15 protein-coding genes are annotated in these 18007 nt (G+C 43.3%); 11 read left to right on the top strand and 4 right to left on the bottom strand.

What is annotated here, in order from left to right; translation table 11 throughout:
• The first annotated feature begins 51 nt into the window (after positions 1-51).
• The 3 genes from spoT (at position 52) to ACSSVW_RS16460 (ending at position 4323) form a co-directional block, all read left to right on the top strand.
• A complete protein-coding gene (gene spoT / locus ACSSVW_RS16470; RefSeq protein WP_036973057.1) occupies positions 52-2157 on the top strand; it encodes a bifunctional GTP diphosphokinase/guanosine-3',5'-bis pyrophosphate 3'-pyrophosphohydrolase in 2106 nt (701 codons plus the stop codon).
• Between the two features lie 11 nt (positions 2158-2168).
• On the top strand, positions 2169-2561 hold the full coding sequence (locus ACSSVW_RS16465; RefSeq protein ID WP_036973059.1) for a RidA family protein: 393 nt from the start codon (positions 2169-2171) through the stop codon (positions 2559-2561).
• Between the two features lie 157 nt (positions 2562-2718).
• On the top strand, positions 2719-4323 hold the full coding sequence (locus ACSSVW_RS16460; protein WP_036973061.1) for a DUF342 domain-containing protein: 1605 nt from the start codon (positions 2719-2721) through the stop codon (positions 4321-4323).
• Between the two features lie 48 nt (positions 4324-4371).
• Here the strand turns inward: ACSSVW_RS16460 and asnA are convergent, their stop codons facing one another.
• A complete protein-coding gene (gene asnA, locus ACSSVW_RS16455) occupies positions 4372-5367 on the bottom strand; it encodes an aspartate--ammonia ligase (protein ID WP_454179714.1) in 996 nt (331 codons plus the stop codon).
• A 187-nt stretch (positions 5368-5554) separates the two neighbouring features.
• Here asnA and asnC point away from each other — a divergent pair, with 187 nt between their 5' ends.
• The 3 genes from asnC to recG are packed head-to-tail and all read left to right on the top strand — an operon-like array spanning position 5555 to position 8904.
• Positions 5555-6013 (top strand): transcriptional regulator AsnC, encoded by a 459-nt coding sequence (asnC, locus tag ACSSVW_RS16450; protein WP_036973064.1) that lies wholly within the window; start codon positions 5555-5557, stop codon positions 6011-6013.
• Between the two features lie 54 nt (positions 6014-6067).
• Positions 6068-6784, top strand: a complete 717-nt coding sequence (gene trmH / locus ACSSVW_RS16445; RefSeq protein WP_065978344.1) for a tRNA (guanosine(18)-2'-O)-methyltransferase TrmH — start codon at positions 6068-6070, stop codon at positions 6782-6784.
• A gap of 38 nt (positions 6785-6822) precedes the next feature.
• A complete protein-coding gene (gene recG, locus ACSSVW_RS16440; RefSeq protein WP_454179712.1) occupies positions 6823-8904 on the top strand; it encodes an ATP-dependent DNA helicase RecG in 2082 nt (693 codons plus the stop codon).
• A gap of 54 nt (positions 8905-8958) precedes the next feature.
• Here the strand turns inward: recG and ACSSVW_RS16435 are convergent, their stop codons facing one another.
• Positions 8959-9891 (bottom strand): porin, encoded by a 933-nt coding sequence (locus ACSSVW_RS16435; RefSeq protein WP_454179710.1) that lies wholly within the window; start codon positions 9889-9891, stop codon positions 8959-8961.
• A 196-nt stretch (positions 9892-10087) separates the two neighbouring features.
• Positions 10088-10942, bottom strand: a complete 855-nt coding sequence (locus ACSSVW_RS16430; protein WP_036973070.1) for a LysR family transcriptional regulator — start codon at positions 10940-10942, stop codon at positions 10088-10090.
• A 90-nt stretch (positions 10943-11032) separates the two neighbouring features.
• Here ACSSVW_RS16430 and ACSSVW_RS16425 point away from each other — a divergent pair, with 90 nt between their 5' ends.
• Both ACSSVW_RS16425 and ACSSVW_RS16420 read left to right on the top strand, forming a co-directional pair.
• Complete coding sequence (locus tag ACSSVW_RS16425) at positions 11033-11407, top strand: DUF413 domain-containing protein (RefSeq protein ID WP_036973071.1); 375 nt, start codon at positions 11033-11035, stop codon at positions 11405-11407.
• A 79-nt stretch (positions 11408-11486) separates the two neighbouring features.
• The gene (locus ACSSVW_RS16420) at positions 11487-12722 is read left to right on the top strand and encodes a GGDEF domain-containing response regulator (protein ID WP_454179709.1); all 1236 of its coding nucleotides are present in this window, start codon (positions 11487-11489) and stop codon (positions 12720-12722) included.
• Positions 12723-12724: 2 nt separating this feature from the next.
• Here ACSSVW_RS16420 and rarD read toward each other — a convergent pair whose 3' ends face one another.
• Entirely contained in the window at positions 12725-13648 is a 924-nt protein-coding gene (gene rarD / locus ACSSVW_RS16415) for an EamA family transporter RarD (protein WP_036973073.1), read from the bottom strand.
• Positions 13649-14037: 389 nt separating this feature from the next.
• Between rarD and recQ the strand changes: the two genes are divergently transcribed.
• The 3 genes from recQ (at position 14038) to ACSSVW_RS16400 (ending at position 17948) form a co-directional block, all read left to right on the top strand.
• Complete coding sequence (gene recQ / locus ACSSVW_RS16410; RefSeq protein WP_454179708.1) at positions 14038-15861, top strand: DNA helicase RecQ; 1824 nt, start codon at positions 14038-14040, stop codon at positions 15859-15861.
• A 7-nt stretch (positions 15862-15868) separates the two neighbouring features.
• A complete protein-coding gene (locus ACSSVW_RS16405) occupies positions 15869-16165 on the top strand; it encodes a DUF3630 family protein (protein WP_075593984.1) in 297 nt (98 codons plus the stop codon).
• 67 nt (positions 16166-16232) lie between these two features.
• Positions 16233-17948 carry a BamA/TamA family outer membrane protein gene (locus ACSSVW_RS16400; RefSeq protein ID WP_051501926.1) on the top strand — a complete coding sequence of 572 codons (1716 nt, stop codon included), beginning with the start codon at positions 16233-16235 and terminating at the stop codon, positions 17946-17948.
• Positions 17949-18007: the final 59 nt, after the last annotated feature.

The following is an 18007-nucleotide window of genomic DNA, read 5'->3' as shown; positions in this document are numbered from 1 at the left end:
TTCTATTCATACCGTTACCGATTTACTTCATTTGCGCATTGGAGTGTGACTTTGTATCTTTTTGAAGGTCTAAAAAAGAAAATATCCGAATATTTGTCTCCCGCCGATATCGAGCTGGTGCAAAAAGCTTACGTGGTTGCTCGTGAAGCCCACGAGGGTCAAACACGTTCAAGTGGCGAGCCCTACATTACTCACCCTGTCGAAGTGACACAAATTCTTGCTGGCATGCATCTCGATCACGAAACTTTAATGGCAGCATTAATGCATGACGTGATTGAAGACACCGACTTTAGCCAACAAGATTTAGCTGAGATTTTTGGCGATACGGTTGCCGAATTAGTTGAAGGCGTTAGTAAACTCGATAAGCTGAGCTTTAAAGACAAAAAAGAATTCCAAGCGGAAAACTACCGTAAAATGATCATGGCAATGACACAAGACATTCGCGTGATCTTAATTAAGCTGGCAGACAGAACGCACAATATGCGCACACTCGGCGCACTTCGTCCCGACAAGCGTCGTCGTATTGCCCGCGAAACACTCGAAATTTATGCGCCAATTGCAAATCGTTTAGGTATTCACGACATTAAAAATGAGCTGGAAGATTTAGGCTTTCAGGCACTCTATCCTATGCGTCATCGCGCTTTGAAATCTGAAGTGATCAAAGCCCGCGGTAATCGAAAAGAAGTCATCAGTAACATTAAAAGTGAAATCGAAGCACGCCTTGAAGAGGCTGGTATCGACGCCACGATTTCTGGGCGTGAGAAACACCTCTACAGCATCTATAAAAAAATGCTGAACAAAGAGCTCTCTTTTAACGAAGTCATGGATATTTACGCGTTTCGTATCAATGTAGATAACATGGATACCTGTTATCGCGTTTTAGGTGTTGCGCACAACTTGTATAAGCCAATTGAAACGCGCTTTAAAGATTACATTGCGGTGCCAAAAACCAATGGTTATCAATCATTGCATACATCATTAGTGGGCCCACATGGCATTCCGGTCGAAATTCAAATTCGTACCCACGATATGGATCATATGGCCGACAAAGGGGTTGCCGCTCATTGGATGTATAAAAAAGCAGGTGATAGCGCAGGTCACACCGCACAACAGCGTGCACGCCAATGGATGCAAAGCTTACTTGAGCTACAACAAAGTGCTGGGTCATCGTTTGAGTTCGTTGAAAACGTTAAAACCGAGCTATTCCCTGAAGAGATTTATGTTTTCACGCCAGATGGTCGTATTGTTGAACTGCCCATGGGGGCAACCGCCGTTGACTTTGCCTATGCAGTGCATACCGATGTAGGTAACACCTGCGTTGGGGCACGTGTAAACCGCAAACCGCATCCACTGAGTAAAGCGCTTGATACGGGTCAAACCGTCGAAGTTATTACCAGTTCTGGCGCACACCCTAACGCCACGTGGCTCAACTTTGTGGTAACAGGTAAAGCCCGCTTAGGGATTCGTAACTACCTTAAAAGCCAACAGCACGAAGAAGCCTTGTTACTAGGGCGTCGCTTACTCGACTCAGCCCTTGGTGAGCAAAAACTGGATGACATTCCAGATGAAAATATTCGCCGCGTGCTTCAAGAACATGAACTGAATACCGTATTAGAGCTGTTGGTCGAAATAGGCTCTGGTAACTTAATGAGCGTCTTAATTGCCAAGCGCCTAATGCAAGTAGAGGCCGACGACCTTAATGCGCTTGCCAGAAAAGCCAAAGCGACCATTATCGGCACCGAAGGTATGCTCGTTAATTACTCTAAGTGCTGCCGTCCCGTTCCTGGAGATGCCATCACCGCTCATATCAGCCAAGGTAAAGGCTTAACGGTTCACCGCCAAGAATGTAAGAATATTCGCGGCTGGGAGAATGAACGTTCGAAATACTTGGTTGTAAAATGGGACGATAATCCCGAGAAAGAATACATTGCCGCCCTTCGTATTGAAATTATCAATCATCAAGGGGCACTAGCTAAGCTCACCAATGTCATCGCCTCAACCCAAGCAAACATTGTCGAGATAGCCACCGACGAAAAAGAAAGTAATCTATACATGATAGACTTAGGCATTACCGTGAAGAACCGTGTTCACGTTGCCAATATTATGCGTCGCATTCGTGTGATGCCAGATGTACAAAAAGTCTACCGTAAAAAGTAACAAGGATAATCATGAACAAATCTTTTATTTCTACTGACAATGCACCCGCAGCAATCGGCACTTACAGCCAGGCTGTTAAAGTAGGTACCGCTGTTTACTTATCAGGTCAAATTCCTCTTGTACCAGAAACAATGGACGTTATTTCTGAAGACTTTACAGAGCAAACACATCAAGTATTTAAAAACCTAACGGCTGTTTGCCAAGCCGCGGGTGGTCAAATTCAAGACATGGTTAAAGTCAATATTTTCCTGACTGACCTATCAAACTTTGCAATTGTTAATGAAGTGATGAGCCAGTACTTTAAACAACCTTATCCAGCTCGCGCTGCAATTGGCGTGCGTGCACTACCTAAAGGCGTGCAAGTTGAAATTGACGGTATTATGGAATTACCTTCAACGAACTAATACACACAGTGCCAGCAACCCCCTTGCTGGCACTTTTTTAGACAAAGTTACTATTTTCCTCAGCCGAAGTTCTTGACTCACAAACCATTCTCTAGCAATCTGTGTAGTAATAATAATTAGAAACCTTTAACTATTGTAGTACAAAAGGATCCCCCACGTGTTTAAGCTGGCTCATAATGGAAACGTCTTATTAGATGTTCACGAACACTCACCACCCAGTGCTGCGTTTATTATCGAAGCATTAGAAAAGTCATCCTTCTGCGAATGCAGAGTGGATCATGATGCGATCAATAACTTTTTTAAAAATAAATCTACTGAACGTATGCTCGTTGTAGCTTCAAAGCATGATGCAAGCCTTGAGGTATCATTAAGTGATGACAAAATGCTGGCCACTGGTGAGTTGACTATCGCTGAAGGCGGCAAAGCCCTAACCCTTGAAAACGCGAAAAAAGAACTCATTAAAGCCGGCGTAGCACGGGGTTATAAACAAGCATTTTTAGAACAGTTATTGCAAAAACAGTTTGAGCTACCCGCAGGCACTAAAACCAAAGGCGTATTAGCAAAAGGCCGCTTGCCCATTGATGGCCAGCCCTCAAAACTAGTGCCGCAAGTAGAAACGTTAAAAGACCGTTTAAAACAGCCCAAACTACGCGAAGATGGCACCGCCGACATGCGTGACTTTGGTAAGTTAGCCAGCGTAGAGCCGGGTGTACTGCTTATAAAACAAGTGCCTGCCACTCCCGGTAAAGAAGGGTTTACCGTCACCGGTGATGTGCTGCCAGCTAAAGCTGGTGAGAGCCATGCCTTAGTTGCAGGTGAAGGCACTGAGATTTCAAAAAACAATCCTCTGGAGCTGATTTCAGTGATCGCAGGGGTGCCTGTTGATATTGCCAATGGCATGCGTGTAGACGACATTTTTACGATTGCTGATGTTAACGTTAAAAGTGGCCATGTTGATTTTGAAGGCAGTGTCATCGTAACCCATAACGTTGAACCCGGCATGCGCATAAATGCGAAAGGCGACATTACCGTCATGGGAACCGTTGAGTCAGGTCACTTAACAGCGGCAGGCGATATCACCATTAAACAAGGTGTAATAGGCCACCAGCTCGATGATAAAAGCTTATCTTGTCATATTGTTTGCCAAGGCGACATTCACCTATCTCATGGTCAATACAGCTACCTTGAAGGCAATAACATTATCATTGACCGCCAATCAAGCCATTGTGTGATGAAAGCCGCTAAGTTGCTGCAGTTAGGCAAAGAAGACAACCCTCAAGGTAAGTTATTTGGGGGCACTATTTTAGATGCACAAATGGTGATAGCAGGTGAAATTGGCAATGAATCAGGTGCCAAAATGGTTATTAACCTCGCGGCCTCTGGCGCCCAAGTCACCGCACAAACCGATCAGTGTTTAAAAGACCTAGCACAAACCGACTCACAGCTAGATAACTTGCAAGAAGCCATTGAAAAAGCCGACCAAGTCAAAGACGCTGAAAAGAAAAAGCTGTTATTGGCTAAGATAGGCGCTACACAAATGCATTACTGTGAACAAGCAGAGCAACTCGAGAAAAAGCTCTCAAACTTAGAGCTTCATTTACATGAACTGCTTGAAGGCGCACAACTCGTCGTTAATAAAACATTGCACTCGGGAGTTGAGATCCATATTTTCGATAAAGTGTTACTCACTAACCGCCAATACCCACCTTGTAAAGTCAAACTCGAAGAAAGCAAAATTGAAGTAGAGTTTAAAACAAGTTAAAAAAAAGAGGCTTAAAGCCTCTTTTTACCAGGGTCATTAATCTTTAAACTAAAGAATTCCTTCAACTTGCTGCTTTAACTGCTCAGGCCACACGCCGACCTGCACTTGCCCGATATGGTGCTTTTGTAATAGCAGCATCGCTAAACGAGACTGACCAATACCACCACCAATCGTTTGCGGGAACTTTTTCGCTAATAACGCTTTATGCCAATCAAATTCAAGACGCGCTTGGTCGCCCGTAATCGCCAGTTGTGTAGCCAATGCATCAGGACTTACACGAATTCCCATCGACGAAATTTCAAACGCATCTTCAAGTACTGGGTTCCACACTAGAATATCGCCATTTAAACCAGCAAACTTGCTGCAGGTTTGCGTCGACCAATCGTCGTAATCTGGCGCACGCACATCATGAATTTTACCATCTGCAAGCGCTCCCCCAATACCAATTAAAAATACCGCGCCGTATTCCTGCGCAATCGCTTTTTCACGCTGTTTCGCAGTGAAATCAGGGTACATTTGGCGTAATTGTTCACTGTGAACAAAGGTAATTTTTTCAGGTAAAAATGGGGGGATATCAAACTCACTTGCAACATAACGTTCAGTCGCTTTTATCGCTTGATAAAGTAACGTCACTGTTTCTTTAAGTTTATCTAAAGTACGTTCAGTGCTTTCGCAAATCACTTTTTCCCAGTCCCATTGGTCAACATACACTGAATGAATCGGGCTTAATGACTCTTCGTCTGGGCGTAATGCTTTCATGTGAGTATAAAGCCCTTCACCGACAGAGAAACCATACTCAGCAAGCGTTTTACGCTTCCATTTAGCGAGTGAATGCACCACTTCAAACTGGCTACCAGGAATCGTTTTCACCGCCACCGATACAGCATTTTCAGTTCCACTCAAGTTATCTTGAATGCCATCACCTACTTTTGCCAAGATAGGGGCTTGCACCTCAACTAAGCCAAGTTGCTGCTCTAATTGACTCGAAAAAAACTGTTTTACTTTACTAATTTGCTGCTGTTGCTGCAGGTAGTGTGAACTCATAATAATTGGCCTCATTCCCAGTTATTGTTACTTGCTTATAGAGAACTAAAATCTCTTCGTTAAAACAATCCTCAACCAAATGAAGATTATTTTCAATAACCCGCAATAAAAAGAACTTAACATTGTAATTATCGTAAAAATAATGCTATAAATTTTAGATAATCAATAATTACAACTCGGTTAATTCATGGAAAATTATCAAATCGATAATCTCGATAAAAACATCCTCAACGCATTAATGGAAAATGCACGCACCCCATACGCAGAATTAGCCAAACGCTTTGCCGTCAGTGCCGGCACTATTCATGTTCGCGTCGAAAAAATGAAACAAGCCGGTATTATCACCGGCACCCAAGTGAGTATTAATGCAAAGCAACTCGGTTACGATGTCTGCTGTTTTATTGGTATTAATCTCAATAATGCCCGTGATTACCCAGACACCTTACTGCACCTAAAAGAGCTCGAAGAAGTGGTTGAGGCCTACTACACCACGGGTAACTACAGTATATTTATCAAAGTAATGGCGCGCTCTATTGACCACTTACAGGATGTGTTGATCAATAAAATTCAAGCCATAGAGGCCATTCAATCAACTGAAACGCTTATTTCGTTACAAAACCCAATCAGTAGAGCGGTAGTGCCCTAGCCTTATACTGGGTATAATCAGCGCCAATTAGAATCCGTCAACGAGCACACAACTATGGATACAACTCGCTTTGAGCGTGTAAAACAGGTGTTAGAACGCCGCCAAACGGACCTAACGGTTTGTTTAGAAGAAGTACACAAGCATCATAATTTATCAGCCATTGCCCGTACTGCTGACGCAACAGGCTGTCATCATGTGCACGCAGTGTGGCCTGACAATCAAAAATGGCTAACCAATAACACCTCGGGTGGCAGCAAAAATTGGTTAGAAACGCACTTGCATCGCACCATAGACGACGCCGTAGCGATGATGCGAGCCCATAATCCAGAAGTGCAAATTTTAGCAACTAACCTCAGTGACGATGCGGTCGACTTTCGCGAAATTGATTACACCAAACCAACGGCTGTGATTGTAGGCCAAGAGCGTGATGGAATTTCGCCTCGCGCACTTGAGCATGCTGATAAACACATCATTATTCCAATGCAAGGGATGGTGCAATCGCTCAATGTATCCGTTGCAGCCGCATTAATTTTGTTTGAAGCACAGCGCCAACGCGAAGAAGCCGGCCTGTATGAACGTAATATGTTAGACGACAGCATAAAACACCGTATTTTATTTGAGGGATGCCACCCTATTATTGCAAAGCAATGCCGCGAAAAAGAACTGCCTTACCCCGCGCTTGATGAAAGTGGAGAAATAGTCGCTGATGATGACTTTTGGCAGATTTTAAAACATACGCAATCGCTTGAAGCCGCTAACGACTCACAGTAAACTGAAAAAAGTTTACTAATTAATAATTTGAGTCACCATTGAGTCATTGTAGCTTAGCGTTATACCCGATAACTGAATTAAAAGGCGTTGGCCCCAAAATGGCCGAGCGCCTTGCTAAGCTTGGTATTCATACAGTGCAGGATATGCTGTTTCATTTACCGCACCGCTATGAAGACCGTACTCGCATTCACCCCATTTGTGAATTACAGCCACACAGCCATGTGAGTGTCGAGGCCACAATTGAAACCAGCCAAATTACATTTGGCAAAAGACGCATGCTGGTTTGCCAAGTTAATGATGGCACAGGTCGTTTAACGCTGCGTTTTTTTAATTTTAGTGCGGCACAAAAAAATGCGCTCAGCGCTGGTAAAATTATTCGCTGTTTTGGTGAAATACGCCGTGGTCGGGTTGGGTTTGAAATGACCCACCCTGAATACAGTTTATCAGACACGCCATCAGAACAACCGACGAACACCACCCTAACACCCGTTTACCCTGTTACTGAAGGCCTTAAGCAGCTGTCTATCCGCGCTTTAAGCGACCAAGCCTTAGCTTTACTTGCTAAATATCCCGTTGAAGAATTACTGCCAGAACAATTTCAACCCACTGGCATGCGCTTAAGTGATGCACTTTTGACCTTGCATCGCCCGCAAAACGATGTCGATTTAACGGCGCTTGAGCAAGGCTTTCACCCTGCTCAGCAACGATTAGTATTTGAAGAGCTGCTCGCACAAAATTTAAGCTTGTTGAAGCTACGCCAAAAAGGCCAAAGTGTAAAAGCTATTGCATTAAAGCCTCATAACCCGCTAGAGACAGAGTTTTTGTCGACACTGGCATTTAGTCCCACCACGGCACAAAGCCGAGTTGTGGCAGAGATCAAGGGCGATCTTCAACACCCTTTCCCAATGATGCGCCTTGTTCAAGGTGATGTAGGCTCAGGAAAAACCCTTGTTGCAGCACTCAGTGCGCTAACAGCAATTAGCGAAGGCTACCAAGTTGCCTTAATGGCTCCGACCGAAATTCTTTCTGAGCAGCATGGTATCAACTTTAGCCAATGGTTTAACAACTTGGGCATTGAAGTCGCATGGCTTGGAGGCAAAAGTAAAGGAAAAGAGCGCGCCGCCACACTTGAAAAAATAGCCTCGGGTGAGGCGCAAATGATTGTTGGCACTCATGCGCTGTTCCAAGAGCAGGTCGAATTTAATAACCTTGTTTTAATCATTATTGATGAGCAGCATCGCTTTGGTGTGCACCAACGATTATCACTGCGTGAAAAAGGGCGTTTTGGTGACTGTTATCCCCACCAACTGGTTATGACAGCCACACCTATCCCACGCACGTTGGCTATGACCGCGTATGCAGACTTAGAAACCTCTGTGATTGATGAATTACCGCCAGGTCGAACGCCTATCACAACCGTTGCCATTCCAGATACTCGCCGTGAGGAAATCATTCAACGAGTCAGAACAGCCTGCACAGCGCAAGGCCGTCAAGTGTATTGGGTTTGTACGCTTATTGACGAGTCTGAGGTATTGCAGTGCCAAGCAGCAGAGGACAGCGCAGCACAATTAAAAGAAGCCCTGCCCGAGCTAAATGTCGGCTTAGTACATGGCCGAATGAAAGCCGCTGAAAAGCAAGCGATTATGAGTGAGTTTAAAGCGGGTAATATTCATGTTTTAGTCGCGACAACGGTGATTGAAGTGGGTGTTGATGTGCCGAATGCCAGCCTGATTATCATTGAAAACCCCGAACGCTTAGGACTTGCGCAATTACATCAATTAAGAGGCCGTGTTGGTCGAGGGGCGATAGCATCGCACTGTGTTCTTCTTTATCACGCGCCTTTATCTGCAACAGCACAAAAACGCTTAGGTGTATTACGCGAAAGTAATGACGGCTTTGTTATTGCCGAAAGAGACCTTGAAATCCGTGGTCCAGGTGAAGTGCTCGGCACCAAGCAAACCGGTTTAGCCGAATTTAAAATCGCCGACCTTAATCGCGACAAACAAACGCTGGCCCATGTCAGACCCATTGCCTTTAAAATGTTAACCGATTACCCAGAGCAATCAAACAAGCTAATTACACGTTGGTTAGCAGGCAAATCAGATTACGCGCTCGCATAAAAAAGCCCCGCATCAATGCAGGGCTTAAAATAAGGGAGTTATCCGTGTGAACGGTTAGAATTTGTATTCAATACCAACGCCTAGGTAATCTTGATCCACTTGGTTGTCCATATCAAATGTTGAGTAGAAACCAAATACTTTGGTGTTTTTGCTAAGCGTGTGATCAACACCAGCAGAGATAGCCGTTTTCTTATCGCCTTCATCAAAATCAATCACTTGGTATTGAACTTTGAACGTGTTGCTATTCATTTTATACGCCGCATTCACCAAGTAACCATCCGCTTCTGCGCTGCCATCCACTTTCTCTTGTGTTTGGTACATAGCACCTAGTTTAAAGTCGCCGACTTTACCTTGTACGGTTGCACGTACAATATCGTAGCCTTTCACTTCACTATCTGCTGCAACAGAGGCATACAGTTTGCTGTCTTTTAATTGAGCGTCACCGTAAGTAACTGCAAGTGAATAACCGTTATCTGCATCAACATCATCTTCTGCAATATAGGTTGCAAGCACTTTAAAGCCACTGAAATCGTTAGATGCGTAAGAAATCGTATTACCTAAACGGTTTTCACCTTTAAATACATTTTTAATATCGCCTTCAAGGTCATTGAATAAATCAATTTTGCCTTGAGATAGCTTCATTGCTGTGTCGTTACGACCAATCACAACCAGACCAAAGCCACCTTTAACACCTACGTATTGGTTACGTGCAGTGATGTTGTCATCATTGTCGCCTTTTGAATCAGCGTCAGATACGTCAACACCAAACTCTAGTTTATAAACAGCTTCTAAGCCTTCAGTTATTTTTTCAGAGCCTTTCAGGCCAAAACGTGAGTTATTGCTTTTGATTTCAGTGAAAGACCCTTCACCATCATCAGATGATTGAACAGTCACGTTTGCTTTACCATACACATCAACATCCGCTAATGCTGAAAAAGATAAACCACCAAATAAAGCTAAGAATAAGCTAGACTTTGCAAATTTCATGTCGTTTCCTCAATAATCGCAACAAAAACACGTGCTCGTGTTTCAATGCGGGCAGTTTGCCAGCGAAAAATGACAGAAAAATGACAATTGAAATAAAATCGTAAATTTACCTTCATGAAATGTAATTATTTCTGAAATAAAAACGTAACTTACTACTGCAAAATAAAATTTTATTTAAAGCATCGTTTAAAATTTTTTAAGCTTTAATTTTTAATTCAGTCAATAAAGTCACCAATTTCTCTAATAGTGGCGTTTGTTCATTATCTCTGTGGTAGGCAACAAACACATCTCGCGAGGTATGCGCCACATCTTCAACATGATATAGCTCACCCGCTTTAAGCTGCTCCTCGACTAATAACTGAGGAATAAAGGCACTACCGCCACACTTCAAAATTAAGTCTAAGGCAATACGCCCTGTGCTGGTTCTAAAATAAGGAGGAGCGTGACCATTAAACTCACGAGCATGCCATAACGAAAACGAGGTGCCCCAGTCTACATACACATACTGGTTATCAAAAAAGTTCTCACTGTTCGCTGTTTCGTATGCACTCACCGGAATGATCGGCAATTCACAAATACGCTCAACAATTAACTCATCTACTTTAGGGGGATCGAACAGCACGGCTAAATCGAGTGTGCGCTCAAGTAATAAACGCGTGCTCTCTTGCTGCGCCTTCACTTCAGCAACCAATGAAACTCCCGGCATTGCCGAGACAATATTCGTGATCCCAAACTGTAAAAAAGCATCCCAAATATTCGGAGTGCCTGCTAAACTAATTTGCTTATGCATATTATCAGCAAGTGCCACATCGACTTTAGCCCTTTGCATGCCGGTGATAATCATTTGTGCGTGAGGTAAGAGTCGTTCACCCGGCGCTGTTAGCTGTATATTATTACGCTGACGAATAAATAAATTAACGCCTAAACCTTGCTCTAATTGACGGATCCGAAAACTCACAGCAGACTGGGTAATGTACAGGTTTTCAGCTGCCTTACCAAAGTGACGTGTGCGCACCACTTCAACAAAGGTCTTTAATAAATCGATATCCATTTTTTACCCTTACGATAAAAATAACTTGTTTAATAAAATCGACAACTTGATCCATACTCCTGCAAGAAAATAGGGTATGAGGATACAGCCATGAGCAATGACATTTCATCACTTCGTCAGGCATTCGTAAGCCAACGTCAATTTTATGATGATCAAAACTTCCCACGCGGTTTTGGTCGTAGTGGTCACTTCACTTTGCTAGAAGCCGACATTCTCGAACAGCATGGTGTTGTACTAAAGGGTTTATACAACAAAACCCTAGAACCACAAAATGAATTTCAAACTCAATTTGTGCAAGTAGTCACAGGTAACCTAGAAGCAACCAACCCAATTGAGCGCGCTTGGATAAAATACCTAAAACAAACTACCTGCAAAACTAAGTTTCATACTTTGTTCGGTCGTTCTCGTATCGCGAGCCCGACACCACAAAGCGTTGATTATTATTCTGAGTCGGATAGTTTGTAAGCAAGTTGCTTTTTTAACTTTTTAGAGTTACAACATGTAATAACTTACGCTACGCGATAAAGTTATTACAAGGTAAAACGTGACCAGAAAAATATTAATCATTGAAGATGCACCTACTATTGCGCGAGTGCAAAAGCATATCGCGCATAAAGTAGGGTTTGAAGCAGACATCGCAACATCGTTAGCTGAAGCTAAACAACTTATTGCTGAAAATAACTATTTTTGCGCCGTTGTTGATTTTATCCTTCCAGATGCACCCAACAGTGAAGCCATCCCCTGCAGCGTCGATGCCGACATTCCTACCATCGTTATGACCGGCAATTTAGACGAAAAAACCCGAAACACGGTCGAAAAGCATCCTATCATTGATTACATCACCAAAGAAAATAAACAAGCCTATCAATACTTAGAAAAACAACTGACTCGCCTACCGCGTAATGAACAAATATTAGTTTTAGTGGTTGATGACTCCCCCGCAACTCGCCGTCACATTTGTAATCTACTCGCACGACATAAGTACCAAGTTATTGAAGCGGTAGATGGCGTGGATGCACTGCGAGTCTTAGCAGAAAACCCCTCAATCTCTGTGATCATTACTGATAACGAAATGCCTAATATGAATGGCGATCAGCTCTGTGTCGAAATTCGTCGCCTGTATAACAATGACGAAAAAGCCATAATTGGTATTTCAGCACAAGATACCTTACATTTATCAACGCGTTTTTTAAAGTCTGGCGCTGACGATTATTTAAGTAAGCCCTTTAATAACGAAGAGTTTTATTGTCGCTTAAGCCAAAACGTCGACATGTTAGAAAATATTAAAACGATTCGCTTACAAGCGAATACCGACTACCTAACATCATTGCCAAACCGCCGCTATTTCTTTGGCGAGGCGAGTCAGCATTTAAAAGCGGCACACGCGGCAAAAAAATCGGTCTCACTCGGCATGATTGATATCGATTACTTTAAATCAATTAACGACAAGTACGGTCATGACTCAGGTGATGATGTACTCAAATGCCTGTCACGGTGCCTACTTAAGTACTTTAAAGATAATTTAGTCGGACGCTTAGGCGGAGAAGAGTTTGCTGTCTTTTTTGCTGATAATGATCCGCAACAAGCACAGCAACGATTAGAAAAATTTCGCCATTTCATCGAAAAACACAGCGCGGAATTTAGTCGTGACAACATTACATTTACGCTATCTATCGGATTTCATAATGGGCCTGTTTACAGCATTGATGAACTGATAAAACAGGCCGATTTAAAACTCTATCAAGCCAAAGAGACTGGCCGTAACAAGTTAGTGAGCTGATATTAAATAGGTTTAGTCACTGCTTTTAATGATGCTTTACGCTGCTTACGGCTTTGACGGTACGAATCCCAACTGAACAAAGCCAGCGCGCTCCATATACACGCAAACGTTATCACCCTTTCAGCATCAAATACTTCGCCATAAAATGCCACTGCTAGCACAAACATTAAACTTGGACCAATATACTGAAAAAAGCCCAATGTACTGTACTGCAAACGTTTAGCAGCGCCTGTAAAACACAGCAAAGGCAACGTGGTCACCACACCTGCACTAATAAGTAACAGATTGATATGCCAATCATTGGCAGTAAAATCAGAACTGGCTGTGGGCACCATTAACCACCAGTAAACCAGAGCAACAGGCAGTAAAATTAACGCTTCAAGTAATAACCCTGGCAGCGATTCGATAGGCAGCTTTTTACGCAGTAAGCCATAGATAGCGAACGAGCCTGCCAAAGAAAAAGCCACGATTGGAAAAGAGCCAAAGCTGAGCAATTGTAATAATACACCGCATAATGCAAGGCCAACGGCTACGCCTTGCCATTTACGCAGTCGCTCACCTAAAAACAGCATACCTAACAACACATTTAAAAGTGGGTTTATGTAATAACCCAAACTCGCATCGAGCATGTGGTTATTGTTTACCGCCCAAATAAACAAGCCCCAGTTAAAGCCAAGCAAACTGGCCGTTACCACCAGCATTAGGAGCAACTTAGGCTGACCTAATACAACGCGAATGCGCTGCCATTGATGGCGTGCAGCAATAATGATCAACAAAAATAACACCGACCAAATAACACGGTGCATCAAGATTTCAAAGGCAGATATATTCTGTAAAAGTTTAAAATAAATGGGTGCTAAGCCCCACATAAAAAACGCTAAACATGCGAAAATAACCCCTTTTCGCTGTTCAAGATTGGTAGGCATAAGTCAGGCTTTATAGATTAAAAACACTATTTTACGCCGCCTATTTACTGGCGCAACTAAAACGCGGCAAATAAACCCATGTATACCCAAACCACCTCAAGATGCGAGTTTCAGTTGGAATTAAAAGCGATTTAGGCAAGACATTGATTGCAAGTAATAGTGGTTCTATTGTTAAAATCAATAACGCAGTATAAATCGCTTTTAAACCAACCCTTTGGGCGCTCCACAGGCACTTACTCTCATCGTTGTTACTTCTTAAAAGGGACTGCCATTGTTGCAAAGTAACGCCTTGATATTAAGCACCTGTGAAACGCTGAATTCTGCATATTGAGGTCGTTTAGGTATATTGCTACAGACATCATCCAAAAAAAACACTAAAATGCTCGGCGATGAATACCAATACCGCAATGACTAACACCCCCGTTCGATCGCCACAAGCCGTACTCAAACAAGTGTTTGGTTACAAGGATTTTCGTGATGGTCAAGAAGCGATTATAGCCGCAGCGCTTGACGGACAAGACTCGCTCGTCTTGTTACCAACAGGTGGGGGAAAATCACTTTGCTATCAAGTACCCGCCTTGATCCTTGATGGTGTCACTGTCGTCATTTCGCCGCTTATTTCATTAATGCAAGACCAAGTTGCACAACTCAAAGCACTGGGCGTTCAGGCCGCTTATATTAACAACAGTCTGCCATTCGAAGAGCAGCAAGCGGTGTACCAGCAACTGCATTACGGGCAAATAAAGCTGTTGTACGTTGCACCTGAAAAAGTCTTACAACACGAATTTTTAGAGCGCCTTAGTCACCTAAAACTCGCTCTGTTTGCTATTGATGAAGCGCACTGTGTCTCGCATTGGGGCCATGATTTTAGGCCTCACTATTGTCGGCTTAATGAGCTAAAACAGCGTTTTATGCATGTTCCGATGATGGCATTAACTGCCACAGCCGATAAAGCGACACGTTACGATATTATTGAGCAGCTACAGCTTAATCAGCCTTACGTACACACAGGCAGCTTTGATAGGCCCAATATTCGTTACACCATCGAAGAAAAATTCAAACCCATGGTGCAGCTGCTGCGTTATTTAAAAGAGCAGCAAAACCAAAGTGGAATAATTTACTGCACCAGCCGTAAACGTGTTGATGATGTTGCCGAAAAACTCGCTGATGCAGGCTTTAATGCCGCGGCTTATCATGCGGGGATGAGTAACGAACAACGACAATTTGTGCAGTCAGGTTTTGCCCGTGACGATATTCAAATTGTAGTAGCAACGGTTGCCTTTGGTATGGGAATTAATAAACCTAATGTACGCTTTGTTGTGCATTACGATATTCCTAAAAGTGTTGAAGCTTACTACCAAGAAACAGGCCGTGCTGGTCGTGATGGCTTAGCCGCTGAAGCGATAATGTATTTTGATCCGGCCGACATAGGACGCGTTCGTCGCTTTTTTGAAGATATCGAAGATGAGCAACGCCGCCGAGTAGAAGAGCAGCGCTTTAATGCGATGGCCAGCTTTGCTGAAGCCCAAACATGTCGCAGACAAATCCTGCTCAACTATTTTAGCGAGTACAAACGTGAAACCTGTGGCAACTGCGATATTTGCTTAAATCCACCGACAAGCTTTGACGGCACGTTGGTCGCGCAACAAGCACTCTCGTGCGTGTATCGTGCAGAGCAGCGTTTTGGTATTGGTTATATTGTTGAATTGCTGCGCGGGGCAAATACCAGCCGTATCCGCGATAACAATCACCACCAACTGAGCACTTACGGTATGGGCAAAGATCACAGTGTGGAGTTTTGGCTGAGTATTTTAAGGCAGCTTATTCACCAAGGCTTATTAAGCCAAGATATAACTCAAGGCTCTTCACTGCGCTTAACCGAAGCAGCTCGTGCAGTACTTAAAAGTGAATACGCCCTGCAATTAGCCGAGCCACGCTTACAAGCCAAACACGTTTATCAAGATAAACTCGCGCAATTTAATTACGACAAAAAGCTATTTGCTAGATTACGGGCTCTGCGTAAGGAATTGGCTGATGCGGATGACGTTCCTCCGTATGTCGTTTTCAATGATAAAACGCTGGCTGAAATGGCACAGCTCATGCCGACCAATGATAGCGAATTTTTAAAAGTATCAGGCGTGGGGTTTACGAAGCTAAACAAGTACGGTTCTCCTTTTTTAAACACCATTCGCGACTACCTCGCCGCCCACTAGGATTACGATGACTGACCTTATTTATGACGCCGAGTATGAAATAATTGTCATTAACTCACGCGACCTGCCTAACGACGAAGATTTTGAACTGTGGGCTACCCTCTTTTTGCACGCCCCCGCAATTAAAATTGCAGACTTTGATGCCGGTGCCGATCGTCATCAGTTAAGGTTTCACTTTACAGATCATAGTTTTAATCTAAACTTTGAACATTATAGCGAAAGTGTTTGGATAAACGCTGAAGGCGTTGAAGCGGCGAGTGTTTTGCCAAAACTTCATCAGTATTTAGTCATGCAGTTACAATAATAAGCTAGACTTTTTCTCACGCTTAGTATGTAGTAGTTGCATAGCAAATAAACAACTAAGGGTGTAAATGGGATTTAAGCAGTCGCACTTTGTTGCTCAGATTTTACCAATGGTGTTACTTAGCGTAACATCGCATGCCTATGCAGAGCAGGTACTCGCTGACAATAATAACTACTGTCACAACCAACGCACTCTTAAAACGCAAGACAACAACTTACGTCGCCAGCTCGATACTGACAATCCCCTCCCCGAAGCCGCCGATAACCGCAAAATCACTTCCATTAAGCTTGAACAGCTCAATGTCTTCAATACCGCACTTGAAGAAGAAAACAACGCGTTATTTCGCTTTGCGAATCGTGCTCATATGACAACCGAACCCGAAGTGATTCACAGTGTACTGCTGTTTTCAGAGGGGGATATTTATCAACCTCGTAAGTTACTAGAATCAGAACGGCTCCTGCGTAAACAAGGTTATTTATACGATGCACGGATTCATGCTGAACTTGATTGCGACGGCAACGTGAATGTTAAAGTCGTTACGCGTGACTTGTGGACTTTGCTGCCCGAAATTAGCTTTAGCCGCAGCGGCGGTGAAAACGAATCAAGTATAGGCTTTCGTGAATCAAACTTTTTAGGCTGGGGTAAACGGGTGTCATTCTCGCGTACGCACGATGCAGACCGCACCGGGTATTTATTTGTATACGATGACCCTAATATCTTTTCGAGTCGCTACCGTGGTCGACTCGAATATTCAGATAACGATGATGGTAAACGCCATTACATCGATGTTAGTTACCCATTCTACTCAATTGATACTCCATACAGCTACGGTGCAACTAGTTACTCAGACCAGCGCCGTGAGCCACTCTATTATCGCGGCGAAGTTGTCAGTGAGTTCGAGCAAAAAACCACCCTCAATCGCGCTTACTTTGGACATTCAAGTCAACTTGCCCGAAGCTGGACACAACGAATCAGTTTAGGGATAGAAAACCGTGAAGACACCTTTAAAGCTATTGCTGCCACCCAGTTACCTATCGCAGATGATCGCAGCCTAAGTTACCCGTTCATCAGTGCGCAATGGTTCGAAGACCATTATGTAAAAGTAAGAAATTTCGACAGTATTTATCGTACTGAAGACCTAAATCTTGGCTGGAATATTCAAGCATTACTGGGTTATTCAAGTAAAGATTTTAGCGATGACGCCAGCCGGACTATTTATTCTTTGTCTCTGTCAAAAGCCCATTACAGCGGAGATAATCAGCTATGGCGCTTTAAAGCTGATATAGATGGTTATTGGAACGAAGAACAAGACGATGTCGAAAATCTCATAACCAGTAGCCAAGTACAATACTATTTGAATACCAGTTTACAACAAAGCTGGTATGCCAAAGTGCGCCTGCAATATGCCAAAAACCTGACAGCCGATAAACAACTCACCCTTGGCGGCGAAAATGGTTTACGTGGCTACCCGCTTGATTATCAAATTGGCGATCGTAGCTTTTTAGTAAGTCTCGAAAAACGCTATTATTGGGAATATGACTTACTGCAACTATTTAAAGTCGGTGGCGCGGCTTTTTACGACATCGGCCGCGCTTGGTATAACGACAAAGATAACGGCACGAATGGTAATGTACTGCAAAATATCGGTGTTGGCTTACGGTTAGCACCAAGTCGAGCAAATGCCGGAACGGTCATTCACCTCGATATTGCTGCGCCTATCAACAAAAAGGACAGCGACATTGATTCTGTGCAATGGCTTGTCACCGTTAAAAATACTTTCTAAGATAGTGTTATTCGGTTGGTAAAGAGCTAAAATCTCGACGCTTAACATTAATGTAGGAT

This window comes from Pseudoalteromonas sp. MBR-15, from assembly GCF_053628915.1.
This window is presented reverse-complemented; position numbering and strand designations above follow the sequence as displayed.

Excerpts from the sequence above, each read along its gene's own strand:
- ACSSVW_RS16465 (WP_036973059.1), top strand. The coding sequence starts at position 2,169 with ATGAACAAATCTTTTATTTCTACTGACAATGCACCCGCAGCAATCGGC.
- asnA (WP_454179714.1), bottom strand. The coding sequence starts at position 5,367 with ATGAGTTCACACTACCTGCAGCAACAGCAGCAAATTAGTAAAGTAAAA.
- asnC (WP_036973064.1), top strand. The coding sequence starts at position 5,555 with ATGGAAAATTATCAAATCGATAATCTCGATAAAAACATCCTCAACGCA.
- trmH (WP_065978344.1), top strand. The coding sequence starts at position 6,068 with ATGGATACAACTCGCTTTGAGCGTGTAAAACAGGTGTTAGAACGCCGC.
- ACSSVW_RS16435 (WP_454179710.1), bottom strand. The coding sequence starts at position 9,891 with ATGAAATTTGCAAAGTCTAGCTTATTCTTAGCTTTATTTGGTGGTTTA.
- ACSSVW_RS16430 (WP_036973070.1), bottom strand. The coding sequence starts at position 10,942 with ATGGATATCGATTTATTAAAGACCTTTGTTGAAGTGGTGCGCACACGT.
- ACSSVW_RS16425 (WP_036973071.1), top strand. The coding sequence starts at position 11,033 with ATGAGCAATGACATTTCATCACTTCGTCAGGCATTCGTAAGCCAACGT.
- rarD (WP_036973073.1), bottom strand. The coding sequence starts at position 13,648 with ATGCCTACCAATCTTGAACAGCGAAAAGGGGTTATTTTCGCATGTTTA.
- recQ (WP_454179708.1), top strand. The coding sequence starts at position 14,038 with ATGAATACCAATACCGCAATGACTAACACCCCCGTTCGATCGCCACAA.
- ACSSVW_RS16405 (WP_075593984.1), top strand. The coding sequence starts at position 15,869 with ATGACTGACCTTATTTATGACGCCGAGTATGAAATAATTGTCATTAAC.
- ACSSVW_RS16400 (WP_051501926.1), top strand. The coding sequence starts at position 16,233 with ATGGGATTTAAGCAGTCGCACTTTGTTGCTCAGATTTTACCAATGGTG.